This window comes from Nocardioides sp. AN3, from assembly GCF_054653495.1.
In genome coordinates this window covers 22,207-42,412 of the sequence record NZ_BAAIGC010000035.1, presented here as the reverse complement: position 1 = coordinate 42,412, position 20,206 = coordinate 22,207, and the positions used below count along the sequence as shown (strand labels likewise).

General features: G+C 64.8%; 17 protein-coding genes and 2 pseudogenes. 8 read left to right on the top strand and 11 right to left on the bottom strand.

All coding sequences use genetic code 11. From position 1 onward, the window contains the following. Positions 1–83: 83 nt before the first annotated feature. Both ACYQ1K_RS24450 and ACYQ1K_RS24445 read left to right on the top strand, forming a co-directional pair. A complete protein-coding gene (locus tag ACYQ1K_RS24450) occupies positions 84–416 on the top strand; it encodes a cyclase family protein (protein ID WP_459986043.1) in 333 nt (110 codons plus the stop codon). A 17-nt stretch (positions 417–433) separates the two neighbouring features. Beyond that, positions 434–1,123 carry a YoaK family protein gene (locus ACYQ1K_RS24445; RefSeq protein ID WP_459986041.1) on the top strand — a complete coding sequence of 230 codons (690 nt, stop codon included), beginning with the start codon at positions 434–436 and terminating at the stop codon, positions 1,121–1,123. 164 nt (positions 1,124–1,287) lie between these two features. On the opposite strand, the gene lpdA is transcribed toward ACYQ1K_RS24445, so the two are convergent. From lpdA to ACYQ1K_RS24420, 5 genes and pseudogenes are all read right to left on the bottom strand, one after another. Beyond that, a complete protein-coding gene (gene lpdA / locus ACYQ1K_RS24440) occupies positions 1,288–2,685 on the bottom strand; it encodes a dihydrolipoyl dehydrogenase (protein WP_459986040.1) in 1,398 nt (465 codons plus the stop codon). A 165-nt stretch (positions 2,686–2,850) separates the two neighbouring features. Continuing rightward, positions 2,851–3,678: a LacI family DNA-binding transcriptional regulator gene (locus ACYQ1K_RS24435; RefSeq protein WP_459986056.1), complete on the bottom strand. Its 828-nt coding sequence runs from the start codon at positions 3,676–3,678 to the stop codon at positions 2,851–2,853. Between the two features lie 45 nt (positions 3,679–3,723). Next, positions 3,724–3,897: pseudogene (locus ACYQ1K_RS24430) on the bottom strand (LacI family DNA-binding transcriptional regulator); the annotation flags it as partial. A gap of 190 nt (positions 3,898–4,087) precedes the next feature. After that, positions 4,088–5,440 carry a 2-oxo acid dehydrogenase subunit E2 gene (locus ACYQ1K_RS24425; protein ID WP_459986039.1) on the bottom strand — a complete coding sequence of 451 codons (1,353 nt, stop codon included), beginning with the start codon at positions 5,438–5,440 and terminating at the stop codon, positions 4,088–4,090. A gap of 11 nt (positions 5,441–5,451) precedes the next feature. Further along, positions 5,452–7,644: an alpha-ketoacid dehydrogenase subunit alpha/beta gene (locus ACYQ1K_RS24420; RefSeq protein WP_459986038.1), complete on the bottom strand. Its 2,193-nt coding sequence runs from the start codon at positions 7,642–7,644 to the stop codon at positions 5,452–5,454. 116 nt (positions 7,645–7,760) lie between these two features. Between ACYQ1K_RS24420 and ACYQ1K_RS24415 the strand changes: the two genes are divergently transcribed. From ACYQ1K_RS24415 to ACYQ1K_RS24395, 5 genes are all read left to right on the top strand, one after another. After that, positions 7,761–8,327: a VOC family protein gene (locus tag ACYQ1K_RS24415; protein ID WP_459986037.1), complete on the top strand. Its 567-nt coding sequence runs from the start codon at positions 7,761–7,763 to the stop codon at positions 8,325–8,327. Further along, the gene (locus ACYQ1K_RS24410) at positions 8,324–9,064 is read left to right on the top strand and encodes a GntR family transcriptional regulator (protein ID WP_459986035.1); all 741 of its coding nucleotides are present in this window, start codon (positions 8,324–8,326) and stop codon (positions 9,062–9,064) included. Before ACYQ1K_RS24415 ends, ACYQ1K_RS24410 begins: the two co-directional genes overlap by 4 nt. Then, positions 9,061–10,434: an NADP-dependent succinic semialdehyde dehydrogenase gene (locus ACYQ1K_RS24405; RefSeq protein WP_459986034.1), complete on the top strand. Its 1,374-nt coding sequence runs from the start codon at positions 9,061–9,063 to the stop codon at positions 10,432–10,434. Before ACYQ1K_RS24410 ends, ACYQ1K_RS24405 begins: the two co-directional genes overlap by 4 nt. Before the next feature lie 90 nt (positions 10,435–10,524). Continuing rightward, positions 10,525–10,911, top strand: a complete 387-nt coding sequence (locus ACYQ1K_RS24400; protein ID WP_459986032.1) for a RidA family protein — start codon at positions 10,525–10,527, stop codon at positions 10,909–10,911. A 322-nt stretch (positions 10,912–11,233) separates the two neighbouring features. Then, the gene (locus tag ACYQ1K_RS24395; protein WP_459986031.1) at positions 11,234–12,697 is read left to right on the top strand and encodes a gamma-glutamyltransferase family protein; all 1,464 of its coding nucleotides are present in this window, start codon (positions 11,234–11,236) and stop codon (positions 12,695–12,697) included. A gap of 329 nt (positions 12,698–13,026) precedes the next feature. On the opposite strand, the gene ACYQ1K_RS24390 is transcribed toward ACYQ1K_RS24395, so the two are convergent. Further along, on the bottom strand, positions 13,027–13,434 hold the full coding sequence (locus tag ACYQ1K_RS24390; RefSeq protein WP_459986030.1) for a hypothetical protein: 408 nt from the start codon (positions 13,432–13,434) through the stop codon (positions 13,027–13,029). Positions 13,435–13,478: 44 nt separating this feature from the next. Here ACYQ1K_RS24390 and ACYQ1K_RS24385 point away from each other — a divergent pair, with 44 nt between their 5' ends. Continuing rightward, positions 13,479–14,153, top strand: a complete 675-nt coding sequence (locus ACYQ1K_RS24385; RefSeq protein ID WP_459986029.1) for a M24 family metallopeptidase — start codon at positions 13,479–13,481, stop codon at positions 14,151–14,153. A 215-nt stretch (positions 14,154–14,368) separates the two neighbouring features. Here ACYQ1K_RS24385 and ACYQ1K_RS24380 read toward each other — a convergent pair. From ACYQ1K_RS24380 to ACYQ1K_RS24360, 5 genes and pseudogenes are all read right to left on the bottom strand, one after another. Continuing rightward, a pseudogene (locus tag ACYQ1K_RS24380) lies at positions 14,369–14,537 on the bottom strand (ISL3 family transposase); the annotation flags it as partial. A 132-nt stretch (positions 14,538–14,669) separates the two neighbouring features. Continuing rightward, on the bottom strand, positions 14,670–15,536 hold the full coding sequence (locus ACYQ1K_RS24375) for an MBL fold metallo-hydrolase (RefSeq protein WP_459986027.1): 867 nt from the start codon (positions 15,534–15,536) through the stop codon (positions 14,670–14,672). Positions 15,537–16,360: 824 nt separating this feature from the next. Then, a complete protein-coding gene (locus tag ACYQ1K_RS24370; RefSeq protein WP_459986025.1) occupies positions 16,361–17,617 on the bottom strand; it encodes an acyl-CoA dehydrogenase family protein in 1,257 nt (418 codons plus the stop codon). Between the two features lie 133 nt (positions 17,618–17,750). Further along, positions 17,751–19,055 (bottom strand): M24 family metallopeptidase, encoded by a 1,305-nt coding sequence (locus tag ACYQ1K_RS24365; RefSeq protein WP_459986024.1) that lies wholly within the window; start codon positions 19,053–19,055, stop codon positions 17,751–17,753. Beyond that, the gene (locus tag ACYQ1K_RS24360; protein ID WP_459986022.1) at positions 19,055–19,987 is read right to left on the bottom strand and encodes an NAD(P)-dependent oxidoreductase; all 933 of its coding nucleotides are present in this window, start codon (positions 19,985–19,987) and stop codon (positions 19,055–19,057) included. Before ACYQ1K_RS24360 ends, ACYQ1K_RS24365 begins: the two co-directional genes overlap by 1 nt. Positions 19,988–20,206: the final 219 nt, after the last annotated feature.

Sequence of the window (20,206 nt, the reverse complement as noted above, 5' to 3'; positions counted from 1 at the left end):
GCCCCCGTGACGGTGAAGCCACGTCCAGGGAGGCGGGCACCCTCAGCATCGCGTCATGACGCTCAACACCGGAGGAGAAGAGCGTGGAAGAGCCAGTCGATCTCGCTGCAGGTATCGTTGGTAGACCGATCGGAGTGGTCGATCTGACGGCGCCACTCCATGCAAGAACGCCGGTTATGGAACTCCAGCCTGACCCGGACTACCTGCTCACGGTCGACGACTTCGAGGCTTGGGAGGACCAGAACACCCCGGGTGTGAGCGCCGAGGCGGTCAGGTACCTCACCGCCTCGTCGATCATCGCCCCTGGCGTAGAGACAGTCGGAACCGATGCCGGGCAAGCGTTCGCCTTGGAACCTCCGCGCCCACGCCACTCGACCGACGCCAGGTCGGACTCTCGAGACGAGGGGGGTCGGTGACCGCGGTCAGTGCTGCAATGACGGCCGCGCAACCGAGATGGGCGAGACGTCGTCATCGCCTCCTTCTCCTCCTTGCCTTCACCAGCGGTGCCATCGACGCCGTGGGGCTGGTCGCACTCGGAGGTGTCTTCACCAGCGTCATGACTGGGAACATGATCTTCCTGGGCGCAGGTATTGCAACTGGACACGAAGCAGGAGCACTCCGGGCGCTCGTCGCGATCTTCGCGTTCATGGCAGGAGCATTCTTGGGCGCCCGGATCGCCGGCTCGTCGCGGCAGCACGACCAGCCCTGGCCGCGCGCGGTGAGCATCGCGCTCAGCGTCGAACTCCTCCTCCTGCTGGGCTTCTCGGCGGCTTGGTGGTTCAGCGCTGGCGATCCAGGGGCGCGGCTTCAGATCCTGCTGCTCGCAACAGTCGCTCTTGCCCTGGGCGTCCAGAGCAGCGCCATCCTCCGGTTCGGGATCCAAGGGCTCAGCACCACCTACATGACAGGCACGATGACGTCGATCATGTCGGCGCTCGCCGCGCGGCGTCACCCCAAGAACGTCCTCGCAAGTGCTCAGATTCTGGTCAGTCTCATCTCCGGCGCTGGAGCGGCCGCCGTCGTTCACGCAATAGCACCGCTCGCCGTCCCCGTGCTCCAGTTCGGCCCTGTTCTTCTGGTCCTCGTTGCTGCGCGATCCGTCCGGGAGGACCGCGCAGAGTGAATGAGCGCCCAGACAAGCGACTGCCGCCGACTCGAGCCCATCGAGATCGCCGACAGGCTCGGCACGGCCTCCTCGGCAGCGTCGACAGCCCCGAGCTCGGCCGACGTACGAACTCCCGGTAAGGCCCGCGCCGGCCGCTCCAGCGAGAGAGGTCGGTCGTTGCGCTACACGTTGATCATGTGGCCAGCGAGTCCATGGAACGCCTCCTGGACAGCTTCGGACAGCGTCGGGTGGGTATGCACGTTGCGGGCGCCCTCGTAGGCAGTGAGCTCCCACTTCTGCGCGAGGGTGAGTTCGGGGAGGAGTTCAGACACATCCGGCCCGACGAGATGTCCGCCCAAGAGTTCGAGGTACGTGCTGTCTGCGATGAGCTTCACGAAACCGACCGGCTCCCCCAGGCCGTTCGCCTTGCCGTTCGCCGAGAAGGGGAACGAGACGACCTTGACGTCATGGCCCTCGGCGCGTGCCTGCTCCTCGGTCAGTCCGAACGAGGCGACCTGAGGTGTGCAGAACGTCGCTCGCGGCATCATGCGGTAGTCACCGAGCGTCATCGTGGGGGCACCCGCGATCGTTTCTGCCGCGACGATGCCCTGGGCTTCGGCCACGTGCGCGAGTTGAAGCTTGGCGGTGACGTCACCGATGGCGTAGATATGCGGAACGTTGGTCCGCATGTGCTCATCGACAGCGATCGCCCCACGATCGGTGAGATCGACTCCCGTGGCCTCCAGACCGAAGCCCTCGACGTGCGGAGCGAACCCGATCGAGACCAACACCTTGTCGGCAGTGAGGGTTCCAGAGATGCCTTCAGCGTCAGTGAAGTCGACGGTGACATCGGTAGCCCCTTCCCGAACCGACTCGACCTTCGTTGATGTGCGTACATCAATCCCGTAGGCGGCGTACCTGCGCGCGATCTCTCGGGACACGTCGATGTCTTCGGTCGGCAGTACGCGATCGAGGTACTCGAGGATCGTCACACGCACGCCATAGTTGTGGAGGATGAACGCGAACTCCATGCCGATAGCGCCTGCGCCCACGACCACGATCGACTCCGGCAGCTCCCTGCTGAGGATCTGCTGTTCGAAGCTCACCACGCGGTCGCTCTGCGCGACGCCGGGCAGCTGACGCGCCGACGCGCCGGTTGCCACGATTGCGTTCTCGAAGGTGACCGTCTCGATGGAGCCGCCGGCGGCCACGACCTCGATCGTGTTCGGGTCCAAGAAGGATCCTCGTCCGTTGATCTCGGTGATGCCGTTCTTCTTCATGAGGTAGTGGATGCCTTTGACGTGGTTCTGGGCCACCTTCCGGCTGCGGTCCCATGCGACGCCGAAGTCGAACTGCACGTCTCCACTGACGCCGAACTCGGCTCCACGATGGAGTATCTGATGCGCCAGGTCGGCGTTCTTGAGGAGAGCCTTCGACGGGATGCATCCCACGTTGAGGCACACGCCGCCCCAATACTTCTCCTCCACGACGGCAGTCGAGAGGCCGAGCTGAGCGGCCCGGATTGCTGCGACGTAACCGCCAGGTCCTGCACCCAGAACTACGACATCATACGAACCCATGGGCACACCCTACGGACAGATGCAATCGATCGCATTGCCGTCTCACATAGAGGCAGGACGAACTCGCGCAGCCGCCCCTCGAGGCTCGAACGCGGCATAGCCACGTGTTTGATCGGTTGCCCCCGACGACACCGTGCACTCAGGAGATGACGACTCGCAGGTGGCTCAACGCGAAGGCGGCGGAGCAGTCGAGGATCGGACCACCAGCGAGACCGGAAGCGTCACCGTCTGTTGGTCTATGACGTTCGAGTCGATCGCTTCGAGAATCAGTTGTGCAGCGCGCTTGCCCATGGCTTCTGTGGGTACATGCACCGTGGTCAGCGGAGGATTGAAGTCCTCGGCGAAAGGCATGTCGTTGAAACCGACGACCGACACGTCGTCCGGGCACCGTAGGCCGTGGACACGGAGCGCTCGTAGCGCTCCGAGCGCGATCAAGTCGTTGCCTGCCACCACAGCCGTCGGAGTTTCCCCAGCCTCCAGGGCGGCCTTCATCGCGCTCTCGCCAGCCCAGGTGGTCAAAGACTCGGCTTCAATGATCTTTCCCCGCACCTCGGAGTGACGCGCACAGGCAGCGGTGAATGCCACGGCGCGTTTCGAGCTCGTCGACAGGTTCGGTGGGCCTGCCAGGTGAAGGATGTCCCGGTGGCCGAGGTCGACGAGGTGCTCGACCGCTGCGGATACTCCGCTGGCGTCATCGCCGCTCACGAGCGGATAGGCGACGTCGCCAGCGTCACGGTTCAGCAAGACCACCTTCACCTCCGCGGCATACAGCTCCGAGAGAGCAGACTCGTCCCGCTGACCCGACGCCACGATGAGTCCGTCGACCCGACGGTCGATGAGCGACTTCAGCGCGGTGCGCTCTGTGGCCTGATCGCCATCAGTGTTGACCAACAGCGACGTGTAACCGCGAGGGAGCACGAACCGTTCGATTCCTCGTACGATCGGCGGGAAGAAGGGGTTCGTGATGTCCGGGAGAACGACTCCGATGGTCATCGAGTTGCGGGTGCGGAGTCCGCGAGCGAGTGCGTTTGGCACGTAACCAACCTGCCGAGCAGCTCGCTCGACCCGTTCGATGGTCTCTTGAGCGACCTGGTGCCGCTTACGCTCGTCAAGAGCCCGAGAGACAGTGCCTTTGTGAACCTTGGCGAGCCTGGCAACGTCCTCGATCGTTGCGCGCCGAGCAGGATCAAAACGCGCCGCACTGTCCGTCATATCCATCCGAGCGACGCTCCTGATCCACTTGCCGAACTCACATGCTCGGCGGAATGCAACCGATCCGCCTAGACGCGGCCACCTGTGACCCATCATAGGCGCATGCGATCGGTTGTCATACCGCAGGCCGACGTGGGCGCGCCGAGAGGCCCGGCGCCTCAGATGTGGTCGCCGGGCCTCGTCGAGCTGATCAGATGAGGATGCTGAGCGGATTCTCGATCCGCTTGGTGAAGGCCGCTAGCCACTGGGCTGCGATCGCCCCATCAATGACCCTGTGGTCGGCCGAGAGCGTCACCGTCATCACGGTCGCCACTTGGATCTCTCCATCCTCAGATACCGTGGGCCGTCGGGTCGCGGCGCCGACGGCCAGGATCCCGGCCTGCGGCGGGTTGATGATGGCTGCGAACTCACGGACGCCGTACATGCCGAGGTTGGAGACGCTGAACGCGCCACCCTCGATCTCGTGCTGCTTGAGCCGGCCTTCGCGTGCTCGCCCGGCGAGATCCTGGATTCCCGCGCTCACTTCGCTGACCGACATCTGCTCGACCCCCCGTAGTACTGGGGTGACGAGCCCGGTCGGTAGCGCGACAGCCACCGAGATGTCTGCATGCTCGTAGCGCCGAACGGCCTCATCAGTCCACGAAGCATTGGCTTCGGGGACGTCCCGGAGAGCCCACGCAGCGGCCTTCACCACCAGGTCATTGACCGAGATCTTCACCGGGGCGGCCGAGTTCAATTGTGCCCTGAGCGTCAGAAGGTCGTCGACGCGACAGTCGGCAGTGAGGTAGAAGTGCGGAACCGTCGCCTTGCTCTCAGCAAGACGTCGAGCGATGGCTTGGCGCATCCCGGTGTGCGGAATCTCGACGAAGGTCGAACCGGTTCGGTCGGGGGCGACGTCCCGACGAGGGGTGTCGGCGGGTCGTGCCGGTAGAGCTGCTGCCTCATCGCCCTTCGCGGCGGTCGCTGGTCCCATAGCCAGATGCTGCTCCAGGTCGCGACGAACAATTCGACCGTTCGGACCCGAACCAACGATCGTGGTCAGGTCGATGCCTTGCTCGCGAGCCAGCCGTCGAACGAGAGGACTCACGAATCGGCGCCCATCACGGCTGCGGCCAGCACCGCCGTCCGGTGACCTGAGAGAGGCAACGGGAGCGGAGGTGACCCCAAGCGTTCCGGCAAACTGCTCCACTGGATCCGCCCGTCCCTCGGCCTCCGACTGCGCCTCGTTTGGCTCAGCCAGCCCCGCCGAGGCACCGCCTGCAACCGCGTTGACGGCCACGCTCTCGGCGCGGGCTTCTTGCATTGCATCCGCGACGCTCTGCCCCCCGACAGCGATGACGGCAATCGGCGTGCCCACGTCGGCAGACTCGCCTTCCGCGAGCAGAGGACCGGCGAAAATTCCATCTAGCTCGATCTCGTAGTCGACGACCGCCTTCTCGGTCTCGATCTCGACGATCGCCTGACCAGCACTCACAGTGTCGCCAACCCCGACGAGCCAGGTCTGGATGGCCGCTGAACCCGTGCCGGTCGCGACCTCGGGCATGCGGACGATGGTCATGCCTGGCCTCCGAACCCAGCCCGAACGAGCTCAAGACCCTTGGCGACCTCTTCGGTCCGCGCGATCGCCGCACGCTCCAGGACCTTCGAGATGCTCGGGCTCGCTTCGCGACCCGTCACACGCTGCACAGGCTGGTCCAACCAGTCGAAGTAGCGGCGCTGGATCTCGTCAGCGAGCCATCCCCCGTACGACGGTCCGCGCGAGCCCTGCTCCACGATCAGGACGTTGTTGGTCTTCTTGATGCTCTCGCCGATCGTGTCCCAATCCAAGGAAGCCCGGTCGAGCCAACGCAGGTCGACCACCTCGGCGTCGATACCGGTCTGTTCAACGGCTTCCAGCGAGTGCCCGACCATCGACAGGTAGGTCAACACCGTGACGTCCCTGCCCTCGCGACGAATCGCCGCGTTGCCGGGCGGGATGACGTAGTCGAGGTCCCCGTCAGGGATGCGATCCTTCGTGCCGTAGAGGTCAACGTGCTCGATCACCAAGACGGGGTCGTCGAGTGCCAGCGCGGCATTCATGAGTCCGACATAATCGGCCGCGTTTGATGGCGCGACGATGCGCCAGCCAGCCTGAGTTGCGAAGATTCCAGCCGGGTCCATGAGGTGCTGAGAGCCGTACCCCGAACCCATCGAGACCTTGGTCCTGAGAACCAGCGGCACCCTGTTGTTGTCGCCGAACATATGGCGCGCCTTGCCGACTTGGTTGAACACCTGGTCAGCCGCGACCCACATGAAATCGGGATACATGAACTCCACGACTGGACGGAATCGCCCGTCGAGCGCGACCCCGCCTGCGAGTCCGAAGAATCCATTCTCACTGATCGGAGTGCCGATCACACGGTCTGCGCCGTACTTCTTGAACAGCCCCTTGGTGGCACCGTTCGTCCCGCCGTTGAGGCGGTGGACGTCCTCGCCAAGGACGACGATGCGCGCGTCCTGCTCCATTCGTCGGTCCATGGTCGAGGCGATCGCCTCGACGAACGTGGCATCGCGCCAAGCACCGTCGTGGTTGGCCGGCTCGACAACCGTAAGCAGGTCGAGTTCGGTGCCGTCGCTGCGGATTCCGTCGTCGACGACGGCGGGGTCGGGCCACAGCTCGGGGCGGATGCGCCGCCGGCCCTCTCGTTCAGGGTCTGCCTCGACCATCTCAGCAGCGATGGCCGCCATGGCCGTCTTGCTCTGGTCGCGGACGCATTCGACGAGTGCTTCGTCAACGATTCCGAGCTTGAGGAGCTCGGTGGCGGTTCGCTCCAGTGGGTCCCTGGCCCGCCACTGCCCCTCCTCCTCCTTGGACCGGTAGCCGAAAGCCGATCCTGGGTAAGGACCGTTCTGGTGGAAGAAGCGATAGACCTCGGCCTCGACGATGGCCGGTCCTTCGCCGCTGCGCATGCGTTCTACTGCTTCGGACATGGCGAGATGGACCGCGAGCGGATCCATACCGTCGACCCGCCAGGAAGGGATGGCGAAGCCCTGACCACGAACGGAGAACCTAGGGTCGGCCGTGACCTCGGAGGCGTGGGTCGAGACCGCGTACAGGTTGTTCTCGATGAAGTAGGCGACCGGAACCTTCCAAGCCGCAGCCAGATTCATGGACTCCAGGACAGACCCGATCTGACTGGCTCCGTCACCGAAGTAGTTGATGGACACATCGTCGGTCCCAGCATGCTTCTGCGCCCACGCATTGCCCGCCGCGATGGGAGCGCCTCCGCCGACAATGGCGTTGGTGCCCAGAGCGCCGGCCTCCAGCCATTGAAGATGCATCGAGCCGCCCCGGCCACCCGAGAACCCCTGAGCCAGGCCGAGGATCTCAGCGAGCGTCTTCTTCAGCAGCGCTTCGAGCGATTCGTCGATCAGGGACTCGAGATTCAACTTGCCGCCGGTGACGTGCTCGATGGCCTTGGCAAGAAACTGGTGGTGACCTCGGTGGGACCCATTGACGGCGTCGCTGCTGCGCAGCCCGACGATCGATCCGACTGCCCCGCCCTCTTGACCGACACTGGAATGAGCGGGTCCGTGGACCAGGCCCTCGCCAGCAAGGTCGAGAACCGTCTCCTCGAACGCCCGGATGAGGTGCAGTTGGCCCAGGATGTTCGTCAGGAGGTCGGCATCGGCAGTCTTCCAATCCGCTGCTGTCGACTCCAGCTGGATCCAGTCCACACCCGTCTGCAACTTGCGCCGCTTCGGCATCGCCATCCCTCTCTTGAGCGCCGTCAACCCACGGCGGTGAAGACACACCCTATCCCCGGAGTGGATCCAATGCAATGGATTGCAGTCCCAGTCAAGCGTGCGTTATGGTCAGTTTTGTGTCCGACTGCATCCAAAGCGACGACCCCAACATCGCGCGCACGGCCCTGACGGACCTTCGAGGCGTGGACCACGTGGGCATCACGGTTCCCGACATGCAAGAGGCGGAAGACTTCCTTGTCGACGTGCTCGGCGCTGTTCCGGTCTACTCGCTGCCGGGCAAGAGCGCCAACGACGACTGGATGAGCGAACACCTCGGCGTTCACCCTCGCACCACCATCAAGGAGATCCGGTTCTACCGACTCGGTAACGGCGGCAACCTCGAGGTGTTCACCTATGACGCAGCCGACGGTCAAGCGCCTCACCCCCGCAACAGCGATGTCGGAGGACATCACCTGGCGCTCTATGTCGACGACATCGACCGAGCTGTCGATTACCTGCGATCTCGCGGGGTCGACGTGATGGGAGAGCCCGTCGCGAGCAAGGACGCGTCGCTCGGGCAGCGCTGGGTCTACTTCCGCGCACCATGGGGGATGCAGTTCGAGCTCGTCAGCTACCCGAACGGCAAAGCGTACGAATCCACCACCCGCTCTCGCCTGTGGCACCCGGTCGACGACTCACGATGACCGCCGCTTCTACACAAGATCCCTCCATCGCGGGCCGCGCCCGCCTCGGGGACGCCGGCTCTCGCATCGCGCACCTGGTCCGCGACGGAATCATCTGCGGGGAGTTCGTGCCGGGGACTCGAATTCGGCAGGAGGACCTCGCCGAGCGGTTCGGAGCCAGCCGCGTACCCGTGCGCGAGGCTCTTCGCCAACTCGAGTACGAGGGCCTGGTGACCGTGATCGCCAACACCGGCGCCTGGGTCTCGCAACTCACGCTCGCCGAATGTGAAGAGATCTACCAGATGCGCGAGCGGCTCGAGCCCCTCCTCCTCGGTATCAGCGCTCCCACGCTTCAGAGCGCTGATCTGGAACGTCTCGATGACCTCGCCCATCGCATCAGCATCGCGGGCGAGGACGTCGCCATCTTCCTCGCGCTCGACCGCGAGTTCCACTGGGCTACCTATGCCGGCGCGGAGACCGCGCAGCTCGGCGAACTCGTCCAGAAGCTCTGGAACACGACCGCCCCCTATCGCCGAGCATACGTCTCGCGGTGGAACACCGACCTGCGACGAGTCGCCAACGAGGAGCACCACCTCATGCTCGCCTCCCTCAAGGACGACGACATGGAAGGGGCCGAGCGGATCCTTGCGAGCCACATCCGACGCACGCGTAGGCAGCTCGCACGCCACCCAGACGTCTTCGACGACGGCAATGCCACCCGACGTTCACGTAATCCTTCACCGAAGGGAAGTTCATGAGTATCCAAAGCGTCAACCCCGCTACCGGCCAGGTCGAGCGCGAGTTCGACCCCCACACCGCAGAGGAGGTCGAGGAGCGGATCGCAGCCGCACACGGCGCCTTCTCTGTACTCGCCGGCACCGACTTCACCACCAGAGGCCAGTGGATGCGGGCAGCCGCTGACCTCATGGAAGCCGACGCAGACGAAGTCGCGGCGACCATCACTGGCGAGATGGGCAAGACGCTCGTCCAGGCACGCGCCGAGGTGCTCAAGTCCGCCAAAGCGATGCGCTTCTACGCCGATAACGCCGAGACGATGCTCACGGGACGGGTTCTTGACGACCCCTCCGCTGTCGGAGCCAGTGAGGCGTACGTCCGCTATCAGCCCATCGGCGCCGTCCTGGCGGTCATGCCCTGGAACTACCCGATCTGGCAGGTCATCCGCTTCGCCGCGCCAGCCCTCATGGCAGGCAACACAGCGCTCCTGAAGCACGCGTCCAACGTCCCCCAGGCAGCGCTCTACCTGGATTCACTCTTCGAACGGGCGGGGTTTCCCCGGGGAGCCTTCCACTCACTGCTCATCTCTGCCCGCGATGTCGAGGCAGTGATCCGAGACCCGCGTGTGGTGGCAGTCACCCTCACGGGCTCCGAGCCAGCCGGACGATCTGTCGCCTCGATCGCCGGCGCCGAGGTCAAGCACGTCGTTCTCGAGCTGGGCGGATCTGATCCCTTCATCGTGCTGCCCAGCGCTGACCTCGACGCTGCTGTGAAGACCGCAGTCACCGCCAGGACCACCAACAACGGTCAGGCGTGCATCAACGCCAAGCGCTTCATCGTTCACAACGACATCTATGACGAGTTCGCCGACCGCTTCATCGCCGCGATCACCTCCCTCAAGGTCGGTGATCCCACCGACCCGCTGACCGACGTCGGTCCGGTCGCAACCCGCGGCGGCCTCGGCGAGCTCCACGAGCTCGTTGACGATGCCGTCCACAAGGGGGCGAAGGCCTATGTCGGACAGTCCGGCCCTGACGGGGGTTGGTACTACCCGCCGACCGTCGTCGCAGACGTCACGCCGGCCATGAGGCTCTACGCCGAGGAGGCGTTCGGCCCCGTCGCCACTCTCTACCGAGCCACGGACGTGGACGACGCGCTCCGCATCGCGAACGACACCACCTTCGGGCTGAGCTCTGCCGTCTGGACGAACGAGCCCGAGGAAGAGCGCCGATGCATTGAAGGCATCCAGGCCGGTGCCGTGTTCGTGAACGGGATGAGCATCTCCTACCCCGAGCTTCCCTTCGGTGGCGTCAAGGACTCCGGGGTCGGTCGCGAGCTGTCGGCAGAAGGCATTCGCGAGTTCTGCAACCTCAAGAGCGTCTGGAAGGGGTAGTTCCCTGAGCCAGGCGGACGAGCCCGGCTCCCGTACCCGTGAGCACTAGCACCACGCGGCATTTCGCTGAACACCTAGAAGGAGATACCTATGAGCAACGACCGCATCATCCGCAACCCCGCTCCCGTCATCCCTGGCATCGCCGACAGCGTCAAGGTCTCCGCCGGCGACCTGCTGTTCGTCTCCGGTGCCGTCGGCTTCGAGGAGGACGGCTCGGTTCCCGAGGACTTCGCTCGCGCCGTCGAGCTGACCCTGCGTGAGGTGGAACGCGCCCTCCGGGATGGTGGGGCTACGTTCTCGGATCTCGCCCGAGTCAACGTCTACATCGCCAAGCTCGATCAGGAGAAGTTGATGACCTACCGGCGCGTCCGCGACGAAATCATCGACACCGACAATGTTCCGGCCAGCACGGTCATCGGCGTCCACTCGCTGTTCAACGACTCCACCATCGAGATCGACGCGATCGCTGCCATCTGAGAATCGCACTTTTGAAGCCCTTGCCTCAGGGCCCCGGTCCACGAGGACCGCGGCCCTGAGGGCTTGCGGAACGATGCCGAATGGCTGCCCGTCGGCGCGGCAATGGCCGACAGAATCGCGGCCTGCCGGGTCGTGCCGATGGAGAGGTTCCTGGGGGAGGCTCCGCCCGTTCGGGCGTTCGACGCGCGGCGACAACGATCGTGATCTCGTTTGGTGGCCCGTCGGCCCGCCCGAACAGCAGCAAACTCCAGGGTCGGCGAACGTCGCCCTGTACTTGTAGCCGCTGGTCGCCGAGAGTGCGGCCCGAAAAGATGAGGCAACGATGAGGTTGGACCTGAACGAGCTCGACCGGATGGCGTTCCGGTTCTCACCGGGCCGGGGGCCGGCTGTGGCTGCGACGTGCATGGCGGCGACGAGTCAGCCCCTCGCGACGCTGGCGGCCCTCGACGTGCTGCGACGGGGCGGCAACGCCGTTGATGCAGCCATCACAGCCGCGGCGGTTCTGTGCGTAGCGGAGCCCTACGCGACCGGGATCGGCGGTGACGCCTTCGCGCTCATCAGCGCAGACGGGGTCGTGTACGGGCTCGACGCTGCTGGCCCGGCGCCGCTGACGGCACCACGAAGGCCCTTGCCGGACGCGGGCAGCGGTTCCGCGGTCGTGCCGGGCGCGGTGGCTGGTTGGGAGGCCCTCAGTCAGCGCTTCGGGCGCTGGGGGCTCGACGGGTGTCTCGGTGCTGCCATCGACGCCGCCGAGAACGGGGTCGCGGCGGCCTTCCACGCCTCCCATGTGTGGAGGAACTTCGACCGAGCTCCTGCGTCCTTCGGGCGACCCCCGGGTGTCGGTGAGGTGTTCAAGCTGCCCGATCTTGGCCGATCGTTGCGTGCCATCGCAGAGGAGGGCTCGGCGGCGTTCTACAGCGGCGAAATCGGGCGCGCCATCGCAGAGGCGAGCTGGCTCGAGGAGAGCGACCTGGCGGCGTACACCGCCCGGTGGGTCGAACCGATGCGCATCAAGTACCGCGGAGTGGACGTCCTGGAGTTACCGCCTCCCACGCAGGGCATCGCGGCCCTGGAGGGACTCTCGCTGCTCAACACGATGGAGCCGACACTCGTCAACAAGGTGCGGTGCGTCGGCCTCGCTCTGGAAGATGCGCGGCGCATGACGCGTGATGGCGCGGACGTGTCCTCTCTGCTCTCCGATGAGTTCATCGACAAGCGCCGTCACGAGCACCCCGCCCTCCGATCGGAGCTGGCGGGTGGCACCACGTACCTGTGCGTGGTCGACGACGACGGGATGGCCGTCTCCTTCATCCAAAGCCTGTTCGAGCCCTTCGGGTCCGGAGTCGTCGTTCCCGGCACCGGCATCCTTCTGAACAATCGGGCGAAATGCTTCAGCGTGGGCGGGGAGGTGATCCCCGGCAGGCGTCCGTACCACACGATCATTCCCGGTCTCCTCCAGCAAGGTGACGACCTCATCGGCCCCTTCGGTGTCGTCGGCGGGTTCATCCAGGCCCAGGCGCACGTTCAGCTGGTGTCAGCTCTCGTCGACGATGGGCTGGACCCCCAGGCCGCGCTGGACCGTCCGCGGTTCCGAACGGATGAGGCGAAGCTCAATCTCGAAGAGGGCCTGTGGGATCGAGCCGATGAACTAACCGCGGAAGGGTACGAGACCGTCCGCGACGGCGAGCGGATCTGGTTCGGTGGCGGACAGGCCATCATGGTCGAAGACGGACGCATCCTCGGCGGCTCCGACCCGCGGATGGATGGCTTCGCTGCCGGCTTCTGAAGTAGCCCTGGCCGGGGTGTGCGGCGTGGGCTTGGCCTCATTCGGCGCGGGGGTGCACAGATAAGGAGGAGTCCATGAACGCTACGGGGACCAGCGGCACGAACGTGGTCGACTGGGAGGCACGGGTCGACATGGAGCGGCTGCGCGACGCCCGCCTCGCCCGGCTGCACGCCGAGCTCGACAAGTCGTCGCTCGGCGCGGTGCTGGCGTTCGACTTCTCGAACATTCGCTACATGAGCGGCACCCACATCGGAACCTGGGCGATGGACAAGCTCATCCGATTCGCGCTCCTGACCCGGAAGACCGACCCGATCGTGTGGGACTTCGGCTCAGCGGCCAAGCACCACGCGCTGTACAACCCCTGGCTCGACGTCACCACGGCGGAGGCCGATGCCGACCCCAGCGCTCCTCACGAGGGTGCGAAGCGGCCTCGTCTCGAGAGTGGCGCACGTGCCGGCATCTCGACCCTGCGTGGCGCCTTCCCGCCAGACGCGGACCTCGCGAGCGACCTGGCCAAGAAGATCAAGAGGGAGCTGGAGAAGTTCGGGCTTGCGAACGAGCCCCTGGGCGTCGACGTCATCGAGCTTCCCGTGCTGTTCGCCCTTCAGAAGGAGGGCCTCGACGTCGTCGACGGGCAGCAGGTGTTCATGGAGGCGCGTCGCATCAAGACGACCGACGAGATCCGCCTTCTCACTCAGGCCGCGTCCATGGTCGACGCTGCCTATGAGGAGCTCCACCGGTTCCTGCGGCCCGGGTCCGCGAGAACGAGGCCGTCGGCCTCGTGGCCAAGACGTTGTACGACCTGGGCTCCGAGTACGTCGAAGGGGTCAACGCCATCTCCGGGGAACGCTGCGCCCCCCATCCACACGTGTTCTCCGACCGCCTCATCCGCCCCGGCGATCCGGCCTTCTTCGACATCCTCCACAGCTGGAACGGCTATCGCACCTGCTACTACCGAACCTTCGCCGTCGGCTCGGCCTCCCACGCCCAGCGCGACGCCTACACCCGCGCCCGGGAGTACATGGACCGAGCGATCGCTCTCGTCAAGCCCGGAGCGACGACGGACGACATCGTCTCGGTCTGGCCGCGAGCCGAGGAGTTCGGCTTCGCAGACGAGATGGCCGCGTTCGCACTCCAGTACGGCCACGGAGTCGGCCTGTCGATCTGGGAGAAGCCGATCTTCTCCCGACTCACGTCCTTCGACCACCCCGAGACCCTCGAAGAAGGCATGGTCTTCGCCCTCGAAACCTATTGGCCCTCGGCCGACGGGTGGGGAGCGGCTCGCATCGAAGAGGAGGTCGTGGTCACGGCCGACGGATGCGAGGTCATCACCAAGTTCCCCGCCGAGGAACTCATCGTGGCGGGACGCCAGTACTACACGATCGACGGACCGCTCAACCTCAACCGAGACGCACAGTCCCACCGCAACACCATCTGGGGTCGGGGCGAAGCATGAGCCCGTAGGGTTCCTCGGGGCCGGGTCAATGGGGCTCTGGCACCGTGATGCGACTCCTCGGCGACAGCCACGACGTTGTGGTGTGAACAGGTCGGCGGAGCCGCTCGGTCCACTCTTCGACGCCGGGGCGCGACTCGCGCACGAGCCCTCCGAAGCGGTGGCCACAGCCGTCTCCTGCGCCACTTCGGGCCTCGCCGCTGGTGTCATGGCACCGCGCACCGGTGACAACACTGGTCCGCGCTCCACGACTCGGCAGGCCAGCACAGCACAGCACGATCGGGCTCAAGGCGCTCGCCGATGGCTTCGGAGCGGAGCTCGTCAAGTCGCCAGAAACGTGTGAGGCCAAGGGCGGTCGAAGCCCGCCGAGGGAGTAGCGTCAGGCACGTCGGGGTCTTTCGGGTGGTCAGTCTGAGGACTCCATCCTCCCCACCACCGTCGAAGTGGCTAGGGGCGACGGATCGCACCGCCCCTAGCCGTCTCTTTCACTCGACGTTCCGATCGGCCTCGTGGTTGTCGCTACACCGCAGGAACGGGGCGAAGGGACCGATCCCACTCAGCCACATGGACCTCGGCAACTTCGTTGTTGTTGACCGTCCAGCTCGGGTGCCGGTCGAACAACAGCGGGTCGTGGCCCGGAACGATACGATCGACGTCGCCCTTCAGGTACTCGTAGATCTGACCGTAGGTCATGAGCATGTTGTACGTGTTTCCGTTGGTGTAGCCACTCGGCCACATCTCCTCGACGTTGGAGTACCACATGACGGCATCGCCGGCGACGACGAACGGACCGTTGGAAGTCTGGATTGAGATCCACTGGGTTCCGAACGTGTGCCCGTCCTTGGAAAGATGACCTCGGATTCCCGGAGCGAGTTCCTCATTGTCACCGCAGAACTTCAGACGGTGATCGCGGGCCAGTTCCCCGAAGACCCGGGCGTCGTCGCGTTCGAATGATGACGTGATCCAGCTTTGCTCGCCCAGGGGTGTGTACAAGTCCGGAAGCGCAAGTGCCTGAAGCCATCCGTGGTATTCGTCGAGCTGCACATAGACGTCAGCGTTGGGGAATGCACCGACATTGTTGGCGTGGTCGAAATGCATATGAGTGAGGAAGACCTTCTCGATCTCCGAGGGATGGACTCCCACCTTCGCCAGGACCTGCTCGGGCGACTCCCAGTCATAGAAGTTGAACCGCTGGATCCACTTCTCGGCATGAAATCCTGCGTCCACAAGATAGTGATGAGTACCAGTCGAGTCCTGGCCCGAAACCAGAACATAGACCATCGTACAGGGTGAGATGCCCTCGCCGCTGTGGATCGGGACGCCGGCGAAGAATTCTCTCGGCATGTCCGCGTGGGCGAAACTGAGTGGCCGGATAGAGTAATCCATGGTTGCGATTTCCTTTTCTTTAGTCGTCTGACAACTGGCCGGTCAGCCCGAACGATTGGCCGAAGAAGGCGGCCGCGAGTGGCGTGCCGACGTCCTCGGTCCTGGAAGAGAACGAGGTCGATGGTGACCGAGGACCGGGTCCCCGGGAGGTGCCTGATGCCATCCGGAGGCCTGCGACGTGTGCGTACCCCGCGGTTGAAGCTTGTCGCGACCGTCTTCCGAGGTGCCGAGCTCCCGTACAGCACCTTCGTCCGTCGAGGTGGAGAAGGAGGTCAACACACCGGGAGGAGCCGGGGGTCGTGTCCCGCCCCCAGGGGCACCAGCCCGGCGCGCACGAGCAACTGGCGTGTCGCGCTGCTGCGATGCAAGTGCCTTCCATCATCACCCCCGTTACCATCGATGCAATCGTTTGCTGAGCGTACGCGCCAGTCGCTGAGCAGGTCAATGGTTCCCGGAGTCTTCAGTCACGCCGACCCGTCACCTCGCTGGTGCATCGCGTTGGGACTTGACAGCTCCAGGTTCGACGTCGCCGCACGATCACCGCAGGAAGGGCCGGGGCCCAGTAGTACGGCCGGGTCGTGCTCGGGCAACTCAGGGCCCCGCTCCGGTTGGTGCGGGGCCCTGAGTTTTGTGCAAAGACGCAGACGAACGACCGCCCCTGGGCGACGACTCGCCGCTGGAGACTCGCAGTGGAACGTGGGGTGGAGGCGTCTCAAGGCTCGCCGGCGTCCACGGAATCGGGAAGGCCCCGGCCGCCTTTGCACGCGAGAAGTCCTGGACGGGACCCGGTGCTCGCCCGGCCACCGGCCGAGCACCTCACGAGACTAGAACGGCTGGATGGGGTCCTCGATGCCGAAAAGCACCTTGCCGTAGACCTCCGCGCCCATCTCGGGGAACACCAGGGCATGGCGGCTAGCGGTTTCGCTGTTGCGCCAGATCTGCTGCAGCGGGTTGACGAGCGCGAAACTGAAGGCCCCGTTGATGCTGAGACAGCGATTGATCGCCCGGCGGCACAGACGCGCCGCCTGACCGTTGTCCATCCGCGTCCGGGCACGCTCCTCGATCGTCATAACCCTACGGTCCCTGGCTGCCCGATCGATCACAGCGCAGCTCCGCGCCGCGAGGAGGTGCGCCTGGTCGACCTCCGACTGCGCCTTAGCGAGCTCGATCTGGTGGACAGTCGACTCCTTGGCGTGCTTGAAGACGGTGTAGGTGACTGGCTTCTCCGCACCGAAGCCGCGAGTCAGGTCGATCGCCGCACGTGCCATGCCAATCTGCGCCGAACTGAGAATGATCTCTGCCACCGGCACGAATGACGCATGATAGTTGTCCTCGTCTGCCCACTCGCGGCCATACTTCTCGGCGGCGAGATCGCCGATGAGCTCGATGCGGTGGTCCGGGATGAAGACATCCTCAGCGACCACGGTGTTCGAGCCTGTCGCGCGCATGCCCGCGACGTGCCACGTGTCCTGGATGGTCAAGTCGCTGCTGGGGATCAACGCGAGTGAGTTCACGGGCAGGCCGTGCTCGTCCTCCCCAGTTCGGACGGGAACGATTGCCCAGTCAGCGTGCAGCGAACCAGAGGAGTAGCCCCACTGGCCTGTCACCCGGATGCCCCCGTCGACGCGTTCGACCTTCTTGGTCGACGAGGCCTGGACGAACGGTCCGCCAGGAGACAGGACTGCGGAGACGCACGCCCTCGGGTTGGCGCCGAAGACGTCCTCCTGCGCCCGATCCGAGAACAGCGACACGAACCAGGTGGAGGAGTTCAGCAGGGCCGACACCCACCCGGTGGCGCCGTCAGCACGCGCCACCTCCGCGACGGTGTCGATGAAGGTGCGGAAGTTGGCGCCGTAGCCGCCCCAGCGGCGCGGCACCGAGATGTGCAGCAGTCCCGCCTCCTTCATCGCCGTGATCACCTCTTCGGCAACACGTCGATCATCCTCGCCCTGCTGCGCGAACTCTCGGATCAGCGGCTGAAGGGCTCGCGCCTTGGCCACGAGGTCCAGATCAGGACCCGGCGCTCCGAAAAAGGCATCCATGATCTGCTCTTCCTGGACTTCCTGCACTGCACCGCTCACTGGTCACTCTCCTCTTCAACTGTGCAATCGATTGCACACGACTTCTGGCACTATACCTCTGTGACGCCGACCTGCGGCAGACGTCGGCTGATCTTTTTACCTATTCAACCCTTGGGCTCCCCGCCCTTGGTTATCAATACGGGTTCGCGACGAACAGTTCTTGGGCGGGGAAGCGCGTGAGCACTTCGACGCCGTAGTCCGTGACAACGACCTCCTCCTCTATTCGCGCTGCCGATGATCCGTCAGACGCAGGACAGTAGGTCTCCATCGCAAAGACCATGCCGGCCTTCAGTTCGACGGGGTCGCGCATCGAGTTCAGTCGAGAGATGATCGGACGCTCGTGCAGGCCGAGTCCAAGCCCATGCGCGAATTGGAGCCCGAACGCCGCGAGTTCGTTGTCGAAGCCGAACGCCTCGGCCTTGGGAAGTACAGACGCCACCTCATCGGTTCCGACGCCCGGTCGAATCGCATCCAGAGCAACATCCATCCATTCGCGGGCCTGAGAGTAGGCGTCTTGCTGACTCGACGTCGCCCAGCCGACTCCGAACGTTCTGTAGTAGCACGTTCGGTAGCCGTTGAAGGAGTGAATGATGTCGAAGAATGCCTGGTCACCCGGACGGATGATCCGGTCGGTGAAGTTGTGGGGGTGCGGGTTGCAGCGCTCACCGGAGATCGCGTTGACCGCTTCGACCTGGTCGCTGCCGTACTCATAGAGCTTCTTGTTCGCCAGTGCCACGATCTCGTTCTCGCGAATACCGGGCCTGAGGGCATCGGCGATGTCCTGGTATACGCCATCAACCATCGCTGCTGCTTGGTTCAGCAGCGTGATCTCGTCGTGGTTCTTGATGACCCGGGCATCCAACATCCGCTGCTGAGCGTCCACGACGGTCAGTCCCTGCCGCTGCAGCTCGAACATGAACGGCGGTTCGACGATGTCTACGCCCAGCGGGGCGTCTGTAACACCCGCTGCGCGCAGCAGCGACACGATCTCCGAGACAGCGTCTTGCATGAGTCCGGCGCCGTCAGGGTCAACCGCTCCTCGGAAGCCCAAGAACCCGGCCCTGTAGTTCTCGGCGGGCAGCCAGTTCGAGTACAACTTGTGGTGTCGCACCGCTGACCCGAAGTCCCAAAGGATCGGGTCTTGCCCTCGAATCAGGAGCGCATATCGGATCATCTTGTCGCCGAGTGCTCCCCCGATCCACGTCTGCGTCGTGTACCGAATGTTGTAGAAGTCGAACAAGAGGAACGCGCCGCATTCGCTCCGCTCCAAGGCTTCCTTGGCTCGCCCCAAGCGATACCTCCGAAGGCGGTCGAAGTCGACCCGGTGCTCGTAGTCGACTGCGGCCTGGCCCGGCGCACCCAGCGGCTGCCGGTCAGTAGGACGCTGACTGAGCCGTTCGAAGGTGCGCTCGGTCGCGGATCGTTTCTGAGAACCCATCACGAGACCTCGAGTCCGTCGCTCACGTCGGCGTTCTCGGGCTGGAGCGACAGGCCGGAGCCCGCCGCCACCGTCAGAATCAGGGACGCGAAGTCTTGGTCGACGTTGTTATTGCCTACCTCCTGCGCGACCAGGTTGCGAACGACCGACGCGACCGGCATGACAACGCCCAACTCGTGGGCAGCGTCCAGGCCGAGATCGAAGTCCTTTTGGAGAAGGACGTTGGTGAACGTGGGGGTGAAGTCGAGGTTGACAAGCGCTGGCGTCTTATAGCGACTGAACACCGAACCCATGACTGAGTCGTTGACGAACTCGAGGAAGTCCTGCCGCCTCACACCTGCCTTCTCCGCAAGCACCGTGATCTCGGACAGCGACTGGAAGACAACGCCCAGAAACACGTTGTGGGCGATCTTCACGATGCGCGCCACCTCTCCGTCCCCCGCGTAAGTGACGCCTCTGCCCCACGCCTCCAGGAGCGGGCGAGCCTCATCAAACACCGCGCGGGGACCGGAGGCCACCACCGTCAACTTCCCCGCGGCGATGACCCGAGGGTTGCCGGAGACCGGCGCGGCAAGGAAGCCGACACCCCGTGCATCCGCGACCGCTCTCACCTCTTCGCTCACCTCAACGGAGACCGTCGAGGCGTCAGCGACGATCCGAGGCGCGCTGGACGGGTCCGTCAGGAGGCCGTTCTCATCGAGCATCACCTGCCGCAGATCCTTGGACGCGGCCACCATGCTGAAGACGATGTCGCGACCAGCCAATTCCACCGGCCGGTCGACGACCGTTGCGCCATGCTCAACGAGCGACTCAGCCTTCGTACGCGTGCGGTTGTAGATGGCGACGTCGTAACCGGCGTCCAACAGCCGCTTGGCCAGCGCGTACCCCATGCGGCCGGCGCCGATCCATCCGACGGTGGGTTTGTCGATCATTGAACAGCTCCTTGGATAAGCAATCGATTGCAACACTACGGGCCAAGGCTTCTCAACTGCAAGCCCGGCGCCGGGCTAGGTTGCCGCTGCCACCGACTGGTGAGGACGATGCGAAGCGCCCGGGCTGTCCGTGAGGGCACAGATTCTGACGCGCTCCGCATAGTTCGGATCGTTCTCGTTCTCGTGCCCGGCGGCCTCGTAGAGTCGATCGGCGAGTTG